Raw genomic sequence first — 18489 nt, 5'->3', positions numbered from 1 at the left:
ACACCAGCCATTAACCATCGCCAGCGGCGTTCTCACGGCTCCAGGGCCTTGAGCGTCGCCGGAAGCTGATAGCGGTTGCCGTCATAGCGCAGCCGGTAAGTCCGCTTCACGGACTTGCCGGGGTGGGATTGGCACTCGCCATTCTTGTCGGGAGCGGGTTCGTCGGTATTCATTTGCGCGGTCACGGTGATATCGTGATAGCCCTGATGGCTCGCCCGGCTCATCGCCAGGCTGACCTGGCTAGAATGAAAGGACCCGGCGCAATTGGTATCGCCTTCGCCGCCAAAGCCGGCCACGTCGAAGCCATCGAGCACCATCCGTAGCGCATCGCCCTCGAGGGCATAGAGTCGCAGGTCGGTTTCCCTGAAGGGATTGGCCTGCGAATGAGTTGCCATGTCGATGCGCAGGCCGAAGGCGGTGATTTTGGACGCCAGCTGATAGCGGCCTGTATCGAATCCGATGCCGCGGATGGCGATGGCATCATCGTTCATCAGCCCGGGCTGGAGCAGGCGCTGGCGCACCTGCTGGTTCTTCCTGTCGACGACCAGAAGCTCGATATCGCCTATATGCATGTCGTCGACGGATTGGGCGCTGTCGATCAGCGGTACCGCGACCAACAGCAGTTGGTCATGGGCGGGCCAGATCTTGCAGACCAGCCTTGGCGTGTCGTAGCCCGGAGGCGTCAGGGCGATGCTGGTGTGAGGTTCGAGCGTGAACGAGGCGCCGTCGGCGCTCTTGCGGGCCTTGGGATAGGCCTGCTGCACCAAGGCGGCAGCATCGCCGCAATCGCCGGCCGCGGCCTGGGCCGGCGGCAAGCTGGCCGCGGCGAGGCCCAGCAAGAGGGTGGGCAACAGTATTCGCATGGACTTCTCGTCTATTCGCGGACTTTGCGGGTCCGATGTGTCACTTCGACGGATGTTTGCATGCCTGATTACGTCGACGCGGCGCCCTTTAGTGACCCGTCATTTTGACGATGATGGGAATGACGGCGATCATCAGAACCACCGGCAGGATGCAGACCACGACCGGCACGGACATCTTTGCCGGCAAGGCATGCGCCTTCTCCTCGGCCAGCGACATGCGCTTGTGGCGCATTTCATCGGAAAAGACCCTGAGCGCGCCCGACAGGCTGGTGCCTAGTTCCTTCGACTGCTGCAGGAGCGTGGCGAAGGAGCGTACCTCGTCGAGGCTGAGGCGATCGGCGAGCGCCTTCAGCGCGTCGTCGAGGCTGCGCCCCGCCCGAAGCTCGAGCGATACGAGCTGCAGGTTCTGGCTGAGCGAAGGATAGGTCCTGGCGAGTTCTTTCGAAACGCGCTCGACGCCCGCTTCCATGCTCATGCCGGCATCGGAGCAGACGATCATCAGATCCATGAAATCGGGGAAGCCGTTGCGGTATTCGCGCATCTTTTCCCGCACCTTCTGGGTCAAGACCAGGCCCGGCAGGAAATACCCGGCAGCGCCCGACAGGATGATGAAGGTCCACCGGCTGGTCATGGTCGCGTCCGGGCTGGCCATCCACCGGTTGAGCACGAAGACGGCCAACGTCGTACCGATCATTGCCGTGAACCGGATGAGGAAGAACATGCCGACGGCGCGCGGCTCCATGTAACCGGCCTGGATGAGCTTCAAACGCAGGCGGGCAACATTTTCCGGGTCGCTCTTGGCGTAGAATTCCTGCGCCCTCTTCACCGCTTTTTCGCGCACGACGCCGCTGTTCTTCTTCTGCGCGGGTTCGGGCTTGGCCACCACCGGACCGTGGTCGACCTTGAGCCGGCGCATGACCTCGTTGCGGTCGCCCCTCGCCGCCACCATCGGCCAGGCGACCGCCGCGGCCCCCACGGCCAGCAACAGCATGGCGACCGGCATCAGCGACGTCGGCGCGAGGGAGGCGAGGAATTCGATGACGCCTTGCATGTCAGAACCTGAAGTTCGACATCTTGAACATGATCAGATTACCCAGCATCAGCCAGCTAACCGATCCGCCGATCATGTACCATGTCTTCGGAACGCCCCAGACGTCGCTGTAATATCCCGGCATCATGGCCATGATCGCGGTGAACAGCAGCGCCGGCACGGCCGTCAAAATGTAGGCCGACAGGCGGCCCTCGCTCGAAATGGCCCGCACCTTGCGGCGCAGCTTGCCGCGTTCGCGGATCGTCGTCGACAGCCCATCGAGGATTTCGCGCAGATTGCCGCCCGAGCTGGTCTGGATCGAGACGGCGGTGACGAACAGCGGCAAATCCTCGTGGCCGACCCGGTCGAAAAGCGAGTTCAGCGCCGAGACAAGGTCGGAGCCATAGGTGACTTCGTCGGCAATGACGCCGAATTCCGTGCCGATCGGATCGGGCATCTCGCGCGACACCATGGCAATGGCCACCGGCACCGGGTGACCGGCCTTGAGGCCGCGCGTGATCAGTTCCAGTGCCTCGGGCAGTTGGATGCCGAAACGCTTGAGCCGGCGCTTGCGCATGGAGCGCATCGCCATGACCGGCAGCAGCGGCATCAGCACGACAACCAGGATGAGCCCCATCAACAGCGGCAAGCCGCGCGAGATGGCGAACAGGGCCACGGCCATCGCCACGCCGCAGGTGATCATCAGGAATTTCGAGAGCGGCATGACCATGCCCGACTGCGTGCGCAGGGCACGGAACCGGCCGGGCGAGAACAGCGACGTTCCCGCGTCGAGACCGCGCTCCTTGCGCAGCTGGATCAGCACCTGTTCCTGGCTGATCTTGTTTTCCTGCAGCTTCATACGCCGGTTGATGGCGGTTCGCTTGTCGCTACGACCGGCATAGAGCAGGTAGACCGCTTCGGCGACCATGATGCCGGTCAATGCGGCCCCGGCATAGACGACATAGATCGCGCTGAACCCATCGAACACCCCGGCTACTCCTGCGGCCGGCCGGGTTCGAAATAACGTCCGGGAAACTCGATGCCCATCGCGCGCAGATCTTCCAGAAAACGCGGTCGTATGCCGGTCGCCTCGTAGTAGCCAAGGATCTTGCCATCAGCCTCCATGCCGGTGCGCACGAAGCGGAAGATCTCCTGCATCTGGATGACATCGCCTTCCATGCCGGTCACCTCGGCGACGCTCGTCACCTTGCGCTTGCCGTCGGAAAGCCGGGTCAGTTGGACGATGATGTCGATGGCGCTTGCGATCTGGCTGCGGATCGACTGCACCGTCATTGGCATGCCGGTCATGCCAAGCATCTGCTCCAGGCGCGAAATACAATCACGTGGCGTGTTGGCGTGGATGGTCGCCATCGAGCCTTCGTGGCCGGTGTTCATCGCCTGCAACATGTCGAAGGCTTCCTCGCCGCGGCACTCGCCGAGGATGACCCGGTCGGGACGCATGCGCAGCGCGTTCTTGACCAGGTCGCGCTGTTTGAGCTCGCCATGGCCTTCGATATTGGCGGGGCGTGTTTCCATGCGCGCGACGTGCGGCTGCTGCAATTGAAGCTCCGCCGCGTCCTCGATGGTGATCAGCCGCTCGTCTTCCGGAATGAAGGCCGACAGTGCGTTGAGCATCGTCGTCTTGCCGGTGCCGGTACCGCCCGAAATGATTGTCGTCTTGCGGGCATGCACGGCCGCCGCCAGCACTTCGGCCATGTTCTGTGTGATGGCGCCGAATTCGACCAGCCTGTGCAGGCCAAGTTTGTTCTTGGAGAACTTGCGGATCGACACCAGCGGGCCATCGACGGCCACCGGGCGGATGGCTGCGTTGAAGCGCGAGCCGTCCAGCATGCGAGCGTCGACCATCGGCTGCGATTCGTCGACCCGGCGGCCGACGGCGGCCACGATCTTGTTGACGATTCTGAGCAGATGCGCCTCGTCCTTGAACGGGATATGGACCTGCTGCAGCTTGCCCTTCTTTTCGACGAAACAGTTCTGATGACCGTTGATCAGGATATCGTTAATGTCGGGATCCTTGAGCAGCGGCTCGAGCGGGCCGAGGCCGACCATCTCGTCGACGATATCGTCGACCAGCGCGTCGAGTTCGGCGGTGTTGATCGCCATCCGCTCCTGGCGGGTCTTTTCCGACACGAAATCATGCACTTGCCGGCGCATTTCATCCTTGGGCAAGCGCTCCAGCGCGACCAGATTGATCTCCTCGAGCAGCATCCGGTGGATGCGCACGCGGGCATCGAGCACCTTGTTGGCATTCTTTGCCGGTGCTGCTTCCGGTTTCGCCGGCAAAGCCTTTCGGCTGGTCGGGATGACGACGGCATGATGCGCGACCGGTGTTGATTCCGCCGGACGCTGCGGGCGCGCGTCACGGTTCTGCAGGGTTGAGAAACGGCTGGTCATCCAGCTTTCCTTTTCAAGAGGCCCCTGCCGAAACCGAACAGCGACTTCGACTTGCTCGCCGTCGCCAGTGCCTCTTCCGGGAGGATGATCTTCTTCAGGTCGTTGACGACATTGGCATTGGGATCGATCTCGTGCAGCGGCACGCCGCGATCGACCGCCTCGCGCACCAGCCGGTAGTTGTTGGCGATGCCGCCGACAAAATGCTCGCCAAGGATTTCCTGGACATCCGCCTGCTTGATGCCGTTGTCGAACATCTTCTGCTCGAAACGGTTGACGATCACGTTCGGCTTCACTTCCTTGCCCGCGGTCTCGTAGACGGCCTGGATCAGCCGCTGCGTATGGCGCAGGCACGGCACCGTCATTTCGGCAACGATGTAGAGCTTGTTGGAACCGAGCAGCACCGTTTCCGTCCACGGAAACCAGGTGCGCGGCATGTCGATGACGACATTGTCGAAATAGGCCGAAACGAGGTCCAGCATGCGCACCACGACATCGGTCTTGAACGAGCGCATTTCAGCCGGATGCGTCGGCGCCGCCAGCACGCAAAGTCCGCTGGCGTGCTTGGACAGCATCACATCGAGCAATTGCCGGTCGAGGCGCTCGGGCTGGTTCTCGATCTCGGTGATGTCGAAACGCGGCTCCAGATCGAGATATTCGGCGCAGGCACCTTGCTGGAAATTGAGGTCGACCACACAGGTCGAGGCGCCGCGCGTCACCGAATGATGCAGCTGGAACGCGGTCTGCAGCGCCAGCGTCGTGGTGCCGACGCCGCCGGCGGCGGGCATGAAGGTATAGATCTGCGATTCGGTGTTTTCCTCGCGCCCGGGCCCCTGCAACGCTCGCACGACCGAACGCACGAGGTCGGCCGTGGTGATCGGCTTGACCAGGAAGTCGGCGACCTTGAGCTGCACCAGGATGCGCACGGCGGCGGCGTTGAACTCCTGGGTGACCACGACCACCGGTGCCTTGCCCTCGAGCCGGCGCATGACGCGCTGCAGGGACTCGATTTCTTCCAGTTTCGCCGCATCCATGTCGACGATAACGACGCCGAACTCGGCTTCCTGGACCTCGCCGCGCAGCTCGGTGACGTTCTTCTCAACCGTCATGAGCTGGATGATCTCGGAGGCGGCAAAGGCAGTCTTCGTGTCCTGCGCGAAGGTCCGGTCTGTCGATACGAGCAGGATCTTCTTGGTGCTGTTTGCCATTCTCGCCGCCTGTGAGGTCGATCGCCGTCTGGATCAGTTGCCGGTGGTGGTTTGCGCTGCCTTGGCGCCGGCCGCCTGATCGGGCGTGACCGGTTCGGCGGTTCCGCGCTTGGCGGGCACGAGAAGCCTCGTGTTCTGGACCCCATACTTCCACGGGTCCACCATCTGCATGACGGTGTTGGCCGCCTGCGCCTCACCGGCGGCTGACGTCACGCCTTCGCTGCGCAGATAGTCGTCGCTGGTGCAGCCGCTTGCCAAACCGGCAAGAAGCAGGGCGATGCTCGATCTCAGGACCAGACGCATGATTTCAGTCCTTCGGCAGGTCGAGGAAATGACCGACTTTGGTCGCGGAAGCGCCCCGCACGGCGCTGCCGTCAGCCAGCGCCAGCGCACGGTTGGTGTCCGACGCCTTCACCTCCTCGGTGTTGTTGAGGAAATAGTCGACGTTGCTGGCGGGCTGCGTGCCATCGGTCGGCACAGCCAATTTCTTCGACGGGTCGACCGGCTTGACCAGATAGGGTGTGACGATGATGACCAGGTCGGTCTCGCGCCGCTGATAGGATTTCGACGAGAACAGCGACCCCAGCACCGGCATCTTGCCGAGACCGGGAATGCGCGACGTGGTGATGTCGTTCTGGGATTGCAGCAGCCCGGCGATCATGAAGCTCTGGCCGTTCTTCAGGTCGACCGAGGTCTTGGCGCGGCGCACGATGAACCCCGGCACCGAAATGTTTCCGATATTGTAGGACGCCGAAGCGTCGATCGAGGAGACTTCCGGCGCGATGTCGAGGCTGACCAACCCGTCCTTCAGCACGGTCGGCGTAAAGTCCAGGCTGACGCCGTATTTCTTGTAGCTGACGGAGATCTTGCCATTGTCCTCGGAAACCGGGATCGGGAATTCGCCGCCGGCAAGAAAGCTCGCCGTTTCGCCGGATCGGGCAATCAGGTTCGGTTCGGCCAGCCTTCGGGCAAGGCCGCGCTCCTCCAACGCCTTGATGGCGATGTCGATCGAGACGCCATTGGACAGCAGCCGGCCAATGATCTCGCCAGTCCCCGCCGCCGGCACCGAGCCCGGATCGAGAGAGACATCGCGACCGCCGAAGCCGTAGGCGAAATTGGCGCTGTATTTCGCGCCCAGGTCCTGCCCGGCCTGGCGGTTGATCTCGACGAAGCGGACATTGAGCTGGACCTGCTGCGACGAGGAGATATTGACCGAATTGATCACCTCCTCATTGCCGGAGAAGCGGGTGGCGATCTTGTTGGCCTTTTCGGCGGCGACCGCGTCATCCGCCTCGCCCGACAGCACCACGCGGCCATTGGCCGAGCCGACCTTGATCTTGGCGTCCGGCACGCTGGCACGGATGGTGCTCGCCAATTGGTCGGTGTCGAGCGTCACTTCGATGTCTACGGTGCCGACGAGCTGCTTCTTCTCGTCGAACAGCGCAATGCCGGTGGTGCCGAGATTGTTGCCCAGCACATAGAAGGATTTGTCGGTCAGCGGGTTGACGTTGGCGATCTCCGGATCGCCGATGACGATCTGATAGAAGGCCGCGCTCGTCATGATCGTCTTGGGCTTGCCCTTCGCGACCTTGATCGAGGCATTCCTGGTCGACGAGACATAGACGATGTCGTTGTCCGCCCTGGCCGCGCCAACGAAGGCGAGCATGCCGCTCGCGGCCAGTGAAGCCGCCATGGCCAAGGCGCGCACGAAACGCAACAGATTCGTCATTCGATATAGGGTGTGCATCACCATGATCCCGTCCCGCCCGGTCCCCACCGGTCTTTACTTCTGGTCCCGCGAAGGGACTTGGTATTCCTCGGCCTGCGTGCCGCGCGTCACGATGACCGTCTTGAATTTCGGCTTCTCCGGCTCCTTGGCGATGGCATCGAATAAGGAGCCGGCGGCGGCCTGGGCATTGGAAGCCACGGATCCGCCGAAGGACGAGATGGTGGTGACGCCGTTCTTGCCGTCGCCGCCTTCGCTGGCGGAGCGCAGCGACAGCGACAGCGTGCCTACCGTGCGGGCAAGCGCCACTTTCTGCGCGCCTTCGGTCGTCACCTCGAGGGTCACGGAATTGGCCACCTGCGGCGTCGTCTGGCGCTCGTCGGCGCCCTGCCCGACGCTCAGCACCTTGGCGTCGGCAACGACGATCTCCGAGGTGATGGTCGAGCCGGCCGCGCCTTGCGCGTTCTTGGCGACTTCCTGGATTTCGCCGGCATCGCGGGTGAGCACGACATCGACCCGGTCGCCCGGCGTGACGAAGCCACCGACCCCAGCGATCTCGTCGGTGCGGATGGTGACCGCCCGCATTCCGGGCGTCAGCATATTGGACAGCGTCGCGCGACCGTTCGGTCCCGACAGCTTGGTGAGCAGCAACGGCTCATTGACCTCGATCGGCGACAGCACGACCCGGCCCCCTTCGCCGAGCAATCCATCGATGGTGGCAAAGGCCCCCTGCGGCAGGGACTCCTGCGGCCACGGAATTTCGCTGAGCTTGGCGCGGTCGAGCTCCATGCCATAACGCAACGGCGCATTGGCCACCACGATGGTCTTGAACTCTATTTTGGGTGCTGGAGCGGAGATCGACGCCGTTTTCTCCTGGGCATCGGCCTTGGCCTGGCTCTTGACCCAGAAATCCGCGGCAAAGATCGAGATCGCGCCGAAAACGGCGGCGATGCCGATCATCGTTATGGCCTTGCCCCTCACGCCGAAACCCCTGATGCCCGTCGTTTCTTGTTATGTTGGGCTCACGCTAGTCCGCATTGGTAAAGAATCGGGAATCTTGTGCGGTGGCATTCGACCGATTTCCGCCTGCTTGGTTATCGAATGGTTTTAGGGTAAGAGGGGTTAAATCCCCGAACGTAACAGGAACCTCCGTCGCCTGGCGCCGAAAAGCGTGGCAATATCGACGGGTGATTCGCAGCACCGGACCCTATGGTTGGCATGGACGACAACAACGATCTCTTCGGCAATGTGGGCAAGCAGCAGCAACCGGTTCGCACGCCGGCGCGCCCGGCCGACCCGCTGGTGCAAGCGGCCGCCAGGCGCCCGGCCGCTGCCAAGGATGGCAGCGAGGGGTACAGCGCCGCCGACATCGAGGTGCTCGAAGGCCTGGAGCCGGTGCGCCGGCGGCCGGGCATGTACATTGGCGGCACAGACGACAAGGCGATGCACCATCTGTTCGCCGAGGTCATCGACAATTCGATGGACGAAGCGGTTGCCGGCCACGCCACCTTCATCGATGTCGAGCTTTCAGCCGATGGTTATCTCACTGTCACCGACAATGGCCGCGGCATCCCGGTTGATCCACATCCGAAATTCAAGAAGCCCGCGCTCGAAGTGATCATGACGACGCTGCATTCGGGCGGCAAGTTCGATTCCAAGGTCTATGAGACATCAGGTGGCCTGCACGGCGTCGGCGTTTCCGTAGTCAACGCCCTGTCGGATCATCTCGAGGTCGAAGTCGCGCGCGGCCGCCAGCTTTATCGCCAACGCTTTTCACGTGGCATTCCGATAAGCGGTCTGGAGCACCTGGGCGAGGTGCACAACCGCCGCGGCACCAGGACGCGTTTCCACCCCGACGAGCAGATTTTCGGCAAAGGCGCGGCATTCGAGCCGGCGCGTCTCTACCGCATGACGCGTTCGAAGGCCTATCTGTTCGGCGGCGTCGAAATCCGCTGGACCTGCGATCCCTCCCTGATCAAGGAAAAGGATCAGACACCGGCCAAGGCGGAATTCCATTTCCCCGGCGGCCTCAAGGATTATCTGAAAGCGTCGCTCGGCGACGAATTCCAGGTGACGCGCGAAATCTTCGCCGGCAAGAGCGACAAGCAAGGCGGCCATGGCTCGCTCGAATGGGCGGTGACCTGGTTCGGCGGCGACGGCTTCATCAATTCCTACTGCAACACCATCCCGACCGGTGAAGGCGGCACCCACGAGGCCGGCTTCCGCAACGTGCTGACGCGCGGCCTGCGCGCCTATGCCGACCTCATCGGCAACAAACGCGCTTCGATCGTCACCTCGGAAGACGTCATGATCTCGGCCGCCGGCATGCTGTCGGTGTTCATCCGCGAGCCGGAATTCGTCGGCCAGACCAAGGACAGGCTGGCGACGATCGAAGCGATACGCATCGTCGAGACCGCGATCCGTGACCCGTTCGACCATTGGCTGGCCGACAATCCGCAGGAAGCCTCGAAGCTGCTCGACTGGGTGATCGCGCGCGCCGATGAGCGGGTGCGCCGCCGCCAGGAAAAAGAGGTGTCGCGCAAGAGCGCTGTGCGCAAGCTGCGCTTGCCGGGGAAGCTCGCCGATTGCACGCAGAACGCGGCGGCAGGTGCCGAACTCTTCATCGTCGAAGGCGATTCCGCGGGCGGCTCGGCAAAGCAGGCGCGCGACCGCGCCAGCCAGGCCGTCTTGCCGCTGCGCGGAAAAATCCTCAACGTCGCCAGCGCCGGCAATGACAAGCTGGCCGCCAACCAGCAGATATCGGACCTGATCCAGGCGCTCGGCTGCGGCACGCGGTCAAAGTACCGTGACGAGGATTTGCGCTATGACCGCGTGATCATCATGACCGACGCCGACGTCGACGGCGCCCACATCGCTTCGCTGCTGATCACCTTTTTCTACCAGGAGATGCCGGCGCTGGTACGCGGCGGCCATCTCTACTTGGCGGTGCCGCCGCTTTACTCGATCAGGCAAGGCGGCAAGGTCGCCTACGCCCGCGACGACGCGCACAAGGACGAGCTTCTGCGCACCGAATTCACCGGGCGCGGCAAGGTCGAGCTCGGCCGCTTCAAGGGCCTGGGCGAGATGATGGCTGCACAGCTCAAGGAAACCACTATGGACCCGAGAAAGCGCACGTTGCTCAGGGTCGATGTGAACGAAATCGATTCTGCCACCAAGGACAGGGTCGATGAGCTGATGGGCACCAAGCCCGAAGCTCGCTTCCGCTTCATCCAGGAACGCGCCGAATTCGCCGAGACGGAAGTGCTGGATATCTAGCCGCTGGCGAATTTAGCTTGCGTTCCTGACATGGAGACCAGCATGTGACCTGGGCGCGGCTGAAAACCTATTTCGAGACGAGCCTGGCCGGGCTGACGCAACCGACGCGCTCCGACTGGATTTTCGCCCTGCGCACCGTTCTAGCCGGCATGATCGCGCTTCTCGCCGCCTATGCGCTGAAGCTCGACCATCCGCAATGGGCGATGATGACGGTGTTCATCGTCGCCCAGCCGGTTGCCGGCATGGTGCTGGCGAAAGGCTTTTACCGGCTGCTCGGCACACTTGCCGGGGGTATCGCGGCAATCGGCATCACCACGGCGTTCGGCACCGGCCCCTGGATTCTGGTGACGGTGCTTGCCGTCTGGATTGGCATTTGCACCTTCGTCTCGTCGCTGCTGCGCAATCCCGAGGCCTATGGCGCCGCCCTTGCCGGCTACACCGCCATGATCATCGGCCTGCCCGCTTTCGGACAGCCGCATGTGATCGTTGACCTCGCGGTCGCGCGTTGTGCCGAGATCGTGCTCGGCATCGTTTGCGCCGGCCTCACCAGCCGGCTGATCCTGCCAAAACTGGCCAGCGACGCCATTATCTCGCGGCTGAAACGCTGCATTCTCGACCTCGCCACTTACGCCGGCGGTGCGTTCTCCGGCGGAGACCGGGCAACCCTCATCGGCCTGCACCGGAAACTTGTCGCCGACACCCAGACGCTTGGCGAAATGCGCGCTTATGCCAGGCTCGAAGCGGCGAGCTTCGCGCCGCGCGCGCATCCGGTGCGACGCACCATCGGACAGCTGCTCTCGGCCCTTTCGGCGGCGCGCGCGCTCTATTCGCATGCCGCTCCGAAAAACGCAGCCCTCATCCCGGTGCGCTCGGAGTTGCAAGCCCTTGTCAGCGAACTGGCAGCCAAGCCGGGAGCGCTGGACGACACCTCGCCCTGGTTGGCACGACTCGACGCGATCTCGATCAGAGCACGGCAAATACCCGATGCTTCGACCGAACAGGGTGAGGACAGGGTCGGCACCATCACCCGCCTCACCATAGCGGCCGATTTTGCCGAGGCGCTGAAACAGGTGCTTCGTGGCCTCGACGCTTTGCGCGCGCCCGTCAGCCGCCGACGAGGTCCCGGCAGCCGGCAGCCGGCCTTGGTGGTGCATCGCGACTATCCCGGTGCCGCGCGCAACGCCATCCGCGCGGCCCTTGCCACGTTGCTGGTCGCGGCTTTCTGGCTGACGACGAAGTGGTCGGAAGCGGCCGGCACCGTCATCCTCGTTGCCGTCGTGTCGAGCCTGTTTGCCGCTCGCCCCGACCCCGTGCAGGTATCCTGGGGTTTCTTCAAGGGAACGCTGCTCGCTTTGCCATTCGCCTTTCTCGTCGGTCAGATCGCGCTTCCCGCTCTGCCCGGCTTCGGCTGGTTCATGCTGTTCGTCGTGCCCATCATGGTGCCGGCGGCACTCGCCATGGCCAATCCGCGCTATGTCGGGGTGGCGACGGCCTTCGCCATCAACTTCCTGGCCTTCCTCAGCCCGCACCAGGCAATGACCTATGATCCCGGCCCCTTCTTCGCCGGCTCGGCATCGATCCTGGTCGGCATCCTGCTGGCAATCGGCGTCTTCATCGTCGTGTTGCCGGCGGACCCATGGCTGGCCGCCGACCGCATCGTGCGAGCCATGCGCGAGGATCTGGCGCGGCTTTGCCTGCATGAGCGCTTGCCGAGGCGTTCGGCCTTCGAGAGCCTCGCTTATGACCGGGTCAATCAGTTGATGCCGCTGGTGCAGAATTCCGGCAGGAAGGGTGAGGCGGTGCTGGGCGGCGGCGTCGCCTCCGTCACGGTCGGCCTAGAAATCCTGCGGCTGCGCACTGCGAGCCAAAACCATGCCATCCCATCGGAAACGACGCTTTCAATCGCTAACTTCCTGAGGGGATTGGCGCGCGAGCTGCTTTTCCGTGCCTCCGGCGATCCGCAAACAGCGACCATTGCCGTCGCCCGGCAGTACGCGGCAGGCATCGCCCAGCGAGACGCCTCCGGCGACATGCTGCAAGTCGCGGCGTCCCTGCGCATTATCGCCGCGGCAATGGAGGATTTCCCGGATTTCTTCGCGAGGGATAAAACCTAGGCTGCGGCGATCGCCAGCGCATGGCCGCGTGCGTTCTCGCGCAGAGCATCAAGGTGGATCGACTTGACCAGGGCGGCGAGATCGCCTTCGGCGGATTGCCCGCCCAATTCCTTGAGCATCAGCCAGCTGACTTCCTGAACACCGGCGACGCGCTTACCGTTGGCAACCTCGCGCCAGATCTTCAGCGCACGCAGGATGACCGCATGCGTGGCGGCAGCCAGGCCTGCGCTGCGAAACAGCGCCTGCAGGGCCACATCGTGCCCGCCGGCCAGCAGCGCCCTCACCCGTGCTTCGGACTGCTGGCTGAGCGCGACCAGCGCTGAGCCGAAGAAATCGACCTTGCCATGCGCGATGGTGCGGATCAGGAAGCTCGCGGTGAGATCGCCGCGCAGCCTGAGATGCTCGATCAGCGCCGCGTGCTCTTCCTGGCGCGTGCCTTCGATCAGCGTCACCGAGGCCTTGACGCAGGCGTCCCGCATGACGCGGTCGGCTCGCGCGGCTCCCATCAATGCCAGGACCAGCGGCGATGTCTTCAATGTCTCGCCGAGCTTGACGAGCAGCATATGCCGGCAGTCGGCAGGCAGGCGCGCGTCGGATATCAGCGCCTCGCGCACCAGAGGCAGATGGCCATGGCGTTCAGCCATGCGGCGGAAGCTGAGGGAGGCAATGTCGGCGCCGGTGTTGGCCAAAAGCACGGCGCAGGCCTCCGCCTCGCCGATCTCGGCGATGGCCGCCGCCAGCGCCATAGAGACGAGCGGCCGGTCGGCGATCAGTTTCTGCGTTGCCCTCTGGCTCCCCGCCACACGGTTGATCAGATCGGCGTCGGTGAGCAGCGGCGAGCGCGCCAGCACGACCCCGGCGACTTCCGGCTGGTCGGAGGCTAGCACGCTGATGATCTGCAGCGGCGCGTGGTGGCTCATCGAGAGCGCCTCGGCCATCGCCAGCCGCACCTTTGACGAGGCGTCGTCGAGTAGCAGCGTCAGCGCCGCCTCGGCGGCGCAGCGGTCCTCGAACGGCAATTCGGAATTGACATAGGCCCGGGCCAGCGCACTGGCGGCGGCGGCGCGCTCCGACACCCTGGCCGTGCAAATCCATCTCAAAAAATGCGAAACAACCATGCCGCCTGCTTACGCCCCTTGCCAGAACGTTCCTGGCCCCGTGGTGACGGTAGGCAGAAATGGTTTACGAACGGTTCACCATGTTCATTAACTGGCTTGCGAGCCTGGAAAGCAGCGCCTATCAACCCTTTGCAGCAGAGGAGCAGGACATGGCCGGGCTTTATCTCCAGCAGTTCGTCGTCGGCCACGTCTTCCAGCACACGCTGCGCAAGACCGTCACCGAAAGCGACAACATGCTGTTCTCGGTGATGACGCTGAACCCGCAACCGCTGCATATCGACTTCGACTTCGCCGCCAAAAGCGAGTGGGGCAGGCCGCTGGTCAACTCGCTGTTCACGCTCGGCTTGATGATCGGCATCTCGGTCAACGACATCACTGTCGGCACCACTGTCGCCAATCTCGGCATGAAGGAAACCGTGTTTCCGCACCCGGTATTTCATGGCGACACCATCCGCGTCGAAACAACGGTGATTTCGGTACGCGAATCCAGGTCGAAACCCGATCGCGGCATCGTCGAATTCGAGCATCGCGCCTATAATCAGCATGGCAACCTCGTCGCCAAATGCACGAGACAGGCGATGATGCTGAAGAAGGCGGCCTGATGCGTTCGCTGCTGTTCGTTCCCGGCGATTCCGAACGGAAGCTCGAAAGGGGTTTTGGCGCCGGCGCTGACGTGGTCATCGTCGATCTCGAGGATTCCGTCGCGCCGCAGAAGAAGGCGCCGGCGCGCGAGATCGCGGCGCGCTTCATCCTTGAACGCAGGGGGCAAACCAACTCGGCGATCTATGTCAGGGTCAACGATCTATCGACCGGACTGACGGATGACGATCTGGCGGCGCTCGTCGCAGCGAGGCCCGACGGCATCATGCTGCCCAAGTCGAACAGCGGCCAGGATGTGCAGCAACTCGCGGCCAAGCTCAGGGTCCGGGAGGCCGAGAACGATCTGCCCGACGGTTCGATAAAAATCCTGCCGATCATCACCGAAACGCCGGCGGGTGTGCTGGCGGCGGCGACCTATGCGGGGACAAGCGCGCGGCTTGCTGGTCTCACCTGGGGCGCGGAAGACCTGTCGGCCGCGATCGGCGCGCGTGCGGCCCGCGACGATCACGGCGCCTACACCGATCTCTTCCGTCACGCCCGCCTGACGACCATCCTCGCGGCGGGGGCTGCGGAGGTCGCCGCGATCGACACCGTGTTTCCGAATTTTCGCGACATGGCGGCCTTCGCCGCGGAATGCGCCGAGGCCGAGCGTGACGGCTTCACCGGCAAGATGGCGATCCATCCCGATCAGGTGCCCGTTATCAACGCCGCCTTTACGCCCTCGGCCGAGGCGGTGAGACAGTCGGCGGCCATCGTCGCGGCGTTCGAGGCAGCCGGAAATCCTGGCGTCGTCGGCATCGACGGCAAGATGTTCGACCGACCGCACCTGCGGCTGGCCGAACGCCTTTTGGCACGCGCGAGGGCGGCCGAGACATCCGCCTGACGGCTACTCCTTGCCCCAGCGCGGCCGGCGCATCGAAAAGACCTCGTTGACGCTGGCATACTCCATGTAGCCGAGACGAGCGACATTGCCGGCCTTGGTGATGTCGAACAAGCCGTCTTTCAGGAAAGCATCGTCGATATGCACGCCGATCACCTCACCGGCGACGACGACGGCGCTTGTCGCAGATCCGTCCAGCGCCTTTGGGCGAAACACTTCCGTCACCCGGCATTCGAGCGCCGCGGGTGCCGCCGCCACGCGCGGCGGCCTGACGAGACGCGAGGGCGCCATGGCGAGATCGGCATAGACGAATTCGTTGACGCCACGCGGCGCGTCGACGGACGTATAATTCATCTTCTCCGCAAGGTCGCGGCCGACGAGATTGGCGACGAACTCGCCGCTTTCCTGGGCAAACGAGGCACTGTCCTTCTCGCCCTCGGAGGAAAACCAGACGATAAAAGGCCGGGTCGAGACCGCGTTGAAGAAAGAATAGGGTGCGAGGTTGATCTCGCCTGCCCCGTTCAGCGTCGAGATCCAGCCGATCGGACGCGGTGCCACGATCGCCTTCGAAGGATCGTGCGGCAGTCCATGCCCCTTCGCCGGTTCGTAGAACATTCAGCCCGCCCAAGGCCCGGCGTAATCGGCATAGAGTTTTGCCGAATCGGGCCGTGGCCGCTCCGGCGCCGGACCGGCATAGGAACCCATGTGGATAAAACCGACAACGCGCTCCTGCGGCGCCAGTCCAAGAATCGCCCTGCCCTCCGGCACGTCGGAATACCAGTTGCTGATCATGTTCGTGCCATAGCCCAGCGCATTGGCCGCGATCATCAGGTTCATCGCCGCCATGCCTCCGGACAGGAACATCTCCCATTGCGGGATTTTTGGGTTCTCCCTGAGGATTGACACGACACCGATCACCAGCGGCGCGCGCGAGAACCGCGCCAGTTCCTGGTTGCGACGGCCCTCGGGCAGCGGACCTTCGCGCTGCTCGGCCAGGGCCGCCAGCTTTTTGCCGATCTCGATGCGGGCTACGCCGCGATAGAGGATGAAGCGCCAGGGTTCGAGCCGTCCATGGTCGGGCACGCGTGAGGCGGCGGCAATCATCGTGGCGATATCGGCGTCGCTGGGCGCCGGCTCCTTGAGGTCGGGAATAGGTGCTGAATTTCGGGTCAGCAGGAAGTCGATGATCGGCGACGCCATGGGCGCAAGTCTCCTGGCACTCTGTTTTGAGCTGAAGCGCACCATCGGGAATTCGGGCGGCTCGGGCAAAGGCGCGCTAGCGCCGGGCTGAAGAGTCACGCATCGGACTCTTAAGCCTTGAAATTGCCACCGCCATGGGCTTCAACGCAAGGCATGTTTGAGGGGCGACTGCGTCTTTTCCTGATCCGGCTCTGCGCCGCGCTGTTCCTGCTGCCGGTCTCCATGGCTGTCGCGCAGGAAAAGGACGGCGTCAGCGACCTGAAACTTCCCGGAATTTCGAGCTATGCGACGCCGAAGAGCGAGACCCCGCTGGCGCTTGGCGGCGGTGGGGCCATCACCCTGTCGGCCCAGTTGACCACCAAAGGCACCGACATCACCCGCGGCCTCGTCTGGCGTGTCTTCAAGCCTGAAACCGTCAACGGCAAATTGCCGATGGTCGCCTCGGCGCATGGCGGCAGCGCCGTCTTCCAGCTTGAACCCGGCAGTTATCTGGTCCACGCCTCCTATGGCCGTGCCGGCGCCACCAAGCGCATCACCGTCGGCAAGGAAGCCAAGCGAGAAAGCCTGGTGCTTGATGCCGGCGGCCTGAAGCTCGACGCGGTTCTGTCCGGCGGCGTGCGCATTCCGCCGAAAAGACTGCGCTTTTCGATCTATGAGGGCACCGCCGACGCCAATGGCGATCGCGCGCTAGTCATTCCCGATGTCGAACCCAACAGCGTCGTGCGGCTCAATGCGGGCATCTACCACGTCGTCTCGACCTATGGCGCGGTCAACGCCGTCATCCGATCCGACATCCGTGTCGAGGCCGGCAAGCTGACCGAAGCCACCGTCGAGCATCACGCCGCCGAAATCACCATGAAGCTGGTGCGCGAGGCGGGTGGCGAAGCGATCGCCGACACCTCCTGGTCGCTGCTCAACGAATCCGGTGATCCGATCAAGGAAACCGTCGGCGCCTTCGCCTCGATGGTGCTGGCCGAAGGCGACTACACCATCATCGCCAAAAACCGCGACCGGATCTACCAGAAGGATTTCACCGTCGTTGGCGGGCAGAACCAGGAGATCGAGGTTCTCGCTACCGAAGCAGCGGCCATGGATCCGGAAGAAGGCGCGGACTAGCTTTCAGGCAGCCAGCTTGGTCCGAGCCGGAAGGAACGGGATGCGACGGCGCGGCAGGGCCGGAGCCAAGTCGAACACACCGCGATAAAGCCGGTCGAGCAACGCCTTGCGATCGCGCAACGGCTCCAGTTCGCTCCAGCTGAGTACATTGCCGACGCGCACCTCGATCGCCTTGCCGGACAGCCGCGCGAATTCACGGATGAGCAGCGAGGTACGCAAGGTCAGCGAGGCCTTGCCGACGAATTTAGCCACACGCCCGTCGCGCTCGGCCATGTTCATCGGACCACTGACCAGATGGAAAAGCCTGCCGTTCTGGCCGGAGAAATGCATGGGAACGACCGACGCCTTGGCTTCCTGGACGAGACGGGCCGGAAACATCTTCCATGGCAGATCGCGCGCGCGGCCAAAACCCTTGGGCGCGGTGGCGACGCCGCCAGCCGGAAACACAACGATGGTGACGCCCTCCTTCAGCAGCCGCACCGCTTCATGGCGCACCGCCATGTTGTTCTTCACCGCGTCCTTGGTCTCGGAAAAGTCGATCGGCAGCGAATAAGGCTCCATCTCGCGAATCCTGAGCAGATCCTTGTGGATCATCACTCGAAAAGGTCGCCCGAGTTGCTCTGCCAGTGACAGCACCGCGATGCCGTCGCCGATGCCGAAGGGATGGTTGGCAACGATCACCAGCGGCGTGTCGGGCAATTGCGCTGGCGGCCATTGGTCGGGGCTTCGCACGCCCACATCGATGAGGTCCAGCATGCGGCTGAACACACGCTCACCGGTCGGCACAACCTGATGGCGCCAGAATTCATAGAGCGCGGCGAACCGGTCGCGGCCCGAAAGGCCTTCCACCGAATGAATGAACCAGCGCGCCAGAGCCGGCTGGTGCGGATTGGCGTAAGAAAGCTCGGGGAACGGTCGTTCGCGCGATTTCAGCTTGAGCATAAGG

Annotated in this window: 17 protein-coding genes; 5 read left to right on the top strand and 12 right to left on the bottom strand. The window is 63.5% G+C overall.

Annotation, left to right across the window (positions count from 1 at the left end):
• Positions 1 to 32: 32 nt before the first annotated feature.
• The 8 genes from FJ960_RS27470 to cpaB all read right to left on the bottom strand — a co-directional run bounded on the left by FJ960_RS27470 (position 33) and on the right by cpaB (position 8220).
• Positions 33 to 863 carry a hypothetical protein gene (locus FJ960_RS27470; RefSeq protein ID WP_181174340.1) on the bottom strand — a complete coding sequence of 277 codons (831 nt, stop codon included), beginning with the start codon at positions 861 to 863 and terminating at the stop codon, positions 33 to 35.
• Positions 864 to 951: 88 nt separating this feature from the next.
• Complete coding sequence (locus FJ960_RS27465; protein WP_140718240.1) at positions 952 to 1914, bottom strand: type II secretion system F family protein; 963 nt, start codon at positions 1912 to 1914, stop codon at positions 952 to 954.
• A 1-nt stretch (position 1915) separates the two neighbouring features.
• On the bottom strand, positions 1916 to 2881 hold the full coding sequence (locus FJ960_RS27460; protein ID WP_140503546.1) for a type II secretion system F family protein: 966 nt from the start codon (positions 2879 to 2881) through the stop codon (positions 1916 to 1918).
• Positions 2882 to 2886: 5 nt separating this feature from the next.
• A complete protein-coding gene (locus FJ960_RS27455; RefSeq protein WP_140718238.1) occupies positions 2887 to 4308 on the bottom strand; it encodes a CpaF family protein in 1422 nt (473 codons plus the stop codon).
• Positions 4305 to 5513, bottom strand: coding sequence for a response regulator (locus FJ960_RS27450; RefSeq protein ID WP_140718236.1), 1209 nt, complete (start codon positions 5511 to 5513; stop codon positions 4305 to 4307). Before FJ960_RS27450 ends, FJ960_RS27455 begins: the two co-directional genes overlap by 4 nt.
• A gap of 33 nt (positions 5514 to 5546) precedes the next feature.
• Positions 5547 to 5816 carry a hypothetical protein gene (locus FJ960_RS27445; protein ID WP_140718234.1) on the bottom strand — a complete coding sequence of 90 codons (270 nt, stop codon included), beginning with the start codon at positions 5814 to 5816 and terminating at the stop codon, positions 5547 to 5549.
• Positions 5817 to 5820: 4 nt separating this feature from the next.
• Positions 5821 to 7206, bottom strand: a complete 1386-nt coding sequence (locus tag FJ960_RS27440; protein ID WP_246672983.1) for a type II and III secretion system protein family protein — start codon at positions 7204 to 7206, stop codon at positions 5821 to 5823.
• A gap of 90 nt (positions 7207 to 7296) precedes the next feature.
• Positions 7297 to 8220, bottom strand: a complete 924-nt coding sequence (gene cpaB / locus FJ960_RS27435; protein WP_246672981.1) for a Flp pilus assembly protein CpaB — start codon at positions 8218 to 8220, stop codon at positions 7297 to 7299.
• A 237-nt stretch (positions 8221 to 8457) separates the two neighbouring features.
• On the opposite strand from cpaB, the gene parE reads away from it, so the two are divergent.
• Both parE and FJ960_RS27425 read left to right on the top strand, forming a co-directional pair.
• On the top strand, positions 8458 to 10515 hold the full coding sequence (gene parE / locus FJ960_RS27430; protein WP_140718232.1) for a DNA topoisomerase IV subunit B: 2058 nt from the start codon (positions 8458 to 8460) through the stop codon (positions 10513 to 10515).
• Between the two features lie 44 nt (positions 10516 to 10559).
• The gene (locus tag FJ960_RS27425; protein WP_140718230.1) at positions 10560 to 12629 is read left to right on the top strand and encodes an FUSC family protein; all 2070 of its coding nucleotides are present in this window, start codon (positions 10560 to 10562) and stop codon (positions 12627 to 12629) included.
• On the opposite strand, the gene FJ960_RS27420 is transcribed toward FJ960_RS27425, so the two are convergent.
• Entirely contained in the window at positions 12626 to 13747 is a 1122-nt protein-coding gene (locus FJ960_RS27420) for a DUF2336 domain-containing protein (protein WP_140718228.1), read from the bottom strand. The two genes, FJ960_RS27425 and FJ960_RS27420, sit on opposite strands and share 4 nt — an antisense overlap.
• A 149-nt stretch (positions 13748 to 13896) precedes the next feature.
• Here FJ960_RS27420 and FJ960_RS27415 point away from each other — a divergent pair, with 149 nt between their 5' ends.
• The gene (locus FJ960_RS27415) at positions 13897 to 14349 is read left to right on the top strand and encodes a MaoC family dehydratase (protein ID WP_140718258.1); all 453 of its coding nucleotides are present in this window, start codon (positions 13897 to 13899) and stop codon (positions 14347 to 14349) included.
• Positions 14349 to 15230: a CoA ester lyase gene (locus tag FJ960_RS27410; protein WP_140718226.1), complete on the top strand. Its 882-nt coding sequence runs from the start codon at positions 14349 to 14351 to the stop codon at positions 15228 to 15230. The genes FJ960_RS27415 and FJ960_RS27410 overlap by 1 nt, the downstream gene beginning before the upstream one ends.
• Positions 15231 to 15233: 3 nt before the next feature.
• Here FJ960_RS27410 and FJ960_RS27405 read toward each other — a convergent pair whose 3' ends face one another.
• Complete coding sequence (locus FJ960_RS27405) at positions 15234 to 15842, bottom strand: flavin reductase family protein (RefSeq protein ID WP_140718224.1); 609 nt, start codon at positions 15840 to 15842, stop codon at positions 15234 to 15236.
• A complete protein-coding gene (locus FJ960_RS27400) occupies positions 15843 to 16427 on the bottom strand; it encodes a nitroreductase (RefSeq protein ID WP_140718222.1) in 585 nt (194 codons plus the stop codon).
• Between the two features lie 153 nt (positions 16428 to 16580).
• Here FJ960_RS27400 and FJ960_RS27395 point away from each other — a divergent pair, with 153 nt between their 5' ends.
• Positions 16581 to 17543 (top strand): hypothetical protein, encoded by a 963-nt coding sequence (locus FJ960_RS27395; RefSeq protein WP_140718220.1) that lies wholly within the window; start codon positions 16581 to 16583, stop codon positions 17541 to 17543.
• A gap of 3 nt (positions 17544 to 17546) precedes the next feature.
• Here FJ960_RS27395 and FJ960_RS27390 read toward each other — a convergent pair whose 3' ends face one another.
• Complete coding sequence (locus tag FJ960_RS27390; protein WP_140503526.1) at positions 17547 to 18485, bottom strand: GNAT family N-acetyltransferase; 939 nt, start codon at positions 18483 to 18485, stop codon at positions 17547 to 17549.
• Between the last annotated feature and the right edge of the window lie 4 nt (positions 18486 to 18489).

Origin of the sequence: Mesorhizobium sp. B2-3-11 (assembly GCF_006442215.1) — a bacterium.
Classification (GTDB): domain Bacteria; phylum Pseudomonadota; class Alphaproteobacteria; order Rhizobiales; family Rhizobiaceae; genus Mesorhizobium; species Mesorhizobium salmacidum.
Note: the sequence above shows the minus strand (reverse complement) of the source record. Positions and strands in the feature narration are given on the sequence as shown.

What these genes read in the sequence shown, in the direction of transcription:
- FJ960_RS27465 (WP_140718240.1), bottom strand. Translation starts at nt 1,914, where the DNA reads ATGCAAGGCGTCATCGAATTCCTCGCCTCCCTCGCGCCGACGTCGCTG.
- FJ960_RS27405 (WP_140718224.1), bottom strand. Translation starts at nt 15,842, where the DNA reads ATGTTCTACGAACCGGCGAAGGGGCATGGACTGCCGCACGATCCTTCG.
- FJ960_RS27420 (WP_140718228.1), bottom strand. Translation starts at nt 13,747, where the DNA reads ATGGTTGTTTCGCATTTTTTGAGATGGATTTGCACGGCCAGGGTGTCG.
- FJ960_RS27440 (WP_246672983.1), bottom strand. Translation starts at nt 7,206, where the DNA reads ATGGCGGCTTCACTGGCCGCGAGCGGCATGCTCGCCTTCGTTGGCGCG.
- FJ960_RS27455 (WP_140718238.1), bottom strand. Translation starts at nt 4,308, where the DNA reads ATGACCAGCCGTTTCTCAACCCTGCAGAACCGTGACGCGCGCCCGCAG.
- FJ960_RS27470 (WP_181174340.1), bottom strand. Translation starts at nt 863, where the DNA reads ATGCGAATACTGTTGCCCACCCTCTTGCTGGGCCTCGCCGCGGCCAGC.
- FJ960_RS27450 (WP_140718236.1), bottom strand. Translation starts at nt 5,513, where the DNA reads ATGGCAAACAGCACCAAGAAGATCCTGCTCGTATCGACAGACCGGACC.
- FJ960_RS27390 (WP_140503526.1), bottom strand. Translation starts at nt 18,485, where the DNA reads ATGCTCAAGCTGAAATCGCGCGAACGACCGTTCCCCGAGCTTTCTTAC.
- FJ960_RS27400 (WP_140718222.1), bottom strand. Translation starts at nt 16,427, where the DNA reads ATGGCGTCGCCGATCATCGACTTCCTGCTGACCCGAAATTCAGCACCT.
- FJ960_RS27445 (WP_140718234.1), bottom strand. Translation starts at nt 5,816, where the DNA reads ATGCGTCTGGTCCTGAGATCGAGCATCGCCCTGCTTCTTGCCGGTTTG.
- parE (WP_140718232.1), top strand. Translation starts at nt 8,458, where the DNA reads ATGGACGACAACAACGATCTCTTCGGCAATGTGGGCAAGCAGCAGCAA.
- FJ960_RS27410 (WP_140718226.1), top strand. Translation starts at nt 14,349, where the DNA reads ATGCGTTCGCTGCTGTTCGTTCCCGGCGATTCCGAACGGAAGCTCGAA.
- FJ960_RS27395 (WP_140718220.1), top strand. Translation starts at nt 16,581, where the DNA reads ATGTTTGAGGGGCGACTGCGTCTTTTCCTGATCCGGCTCTGCGCCGCG.
- FJ960_RS27415 (WP_140718258.1), top strand. Translation starts at nt 13,897, where the DNA reads ATGGCCGGGCTTTATCTCCAGCAGTTCGTCGTCGGCCACGTCTTCCAG.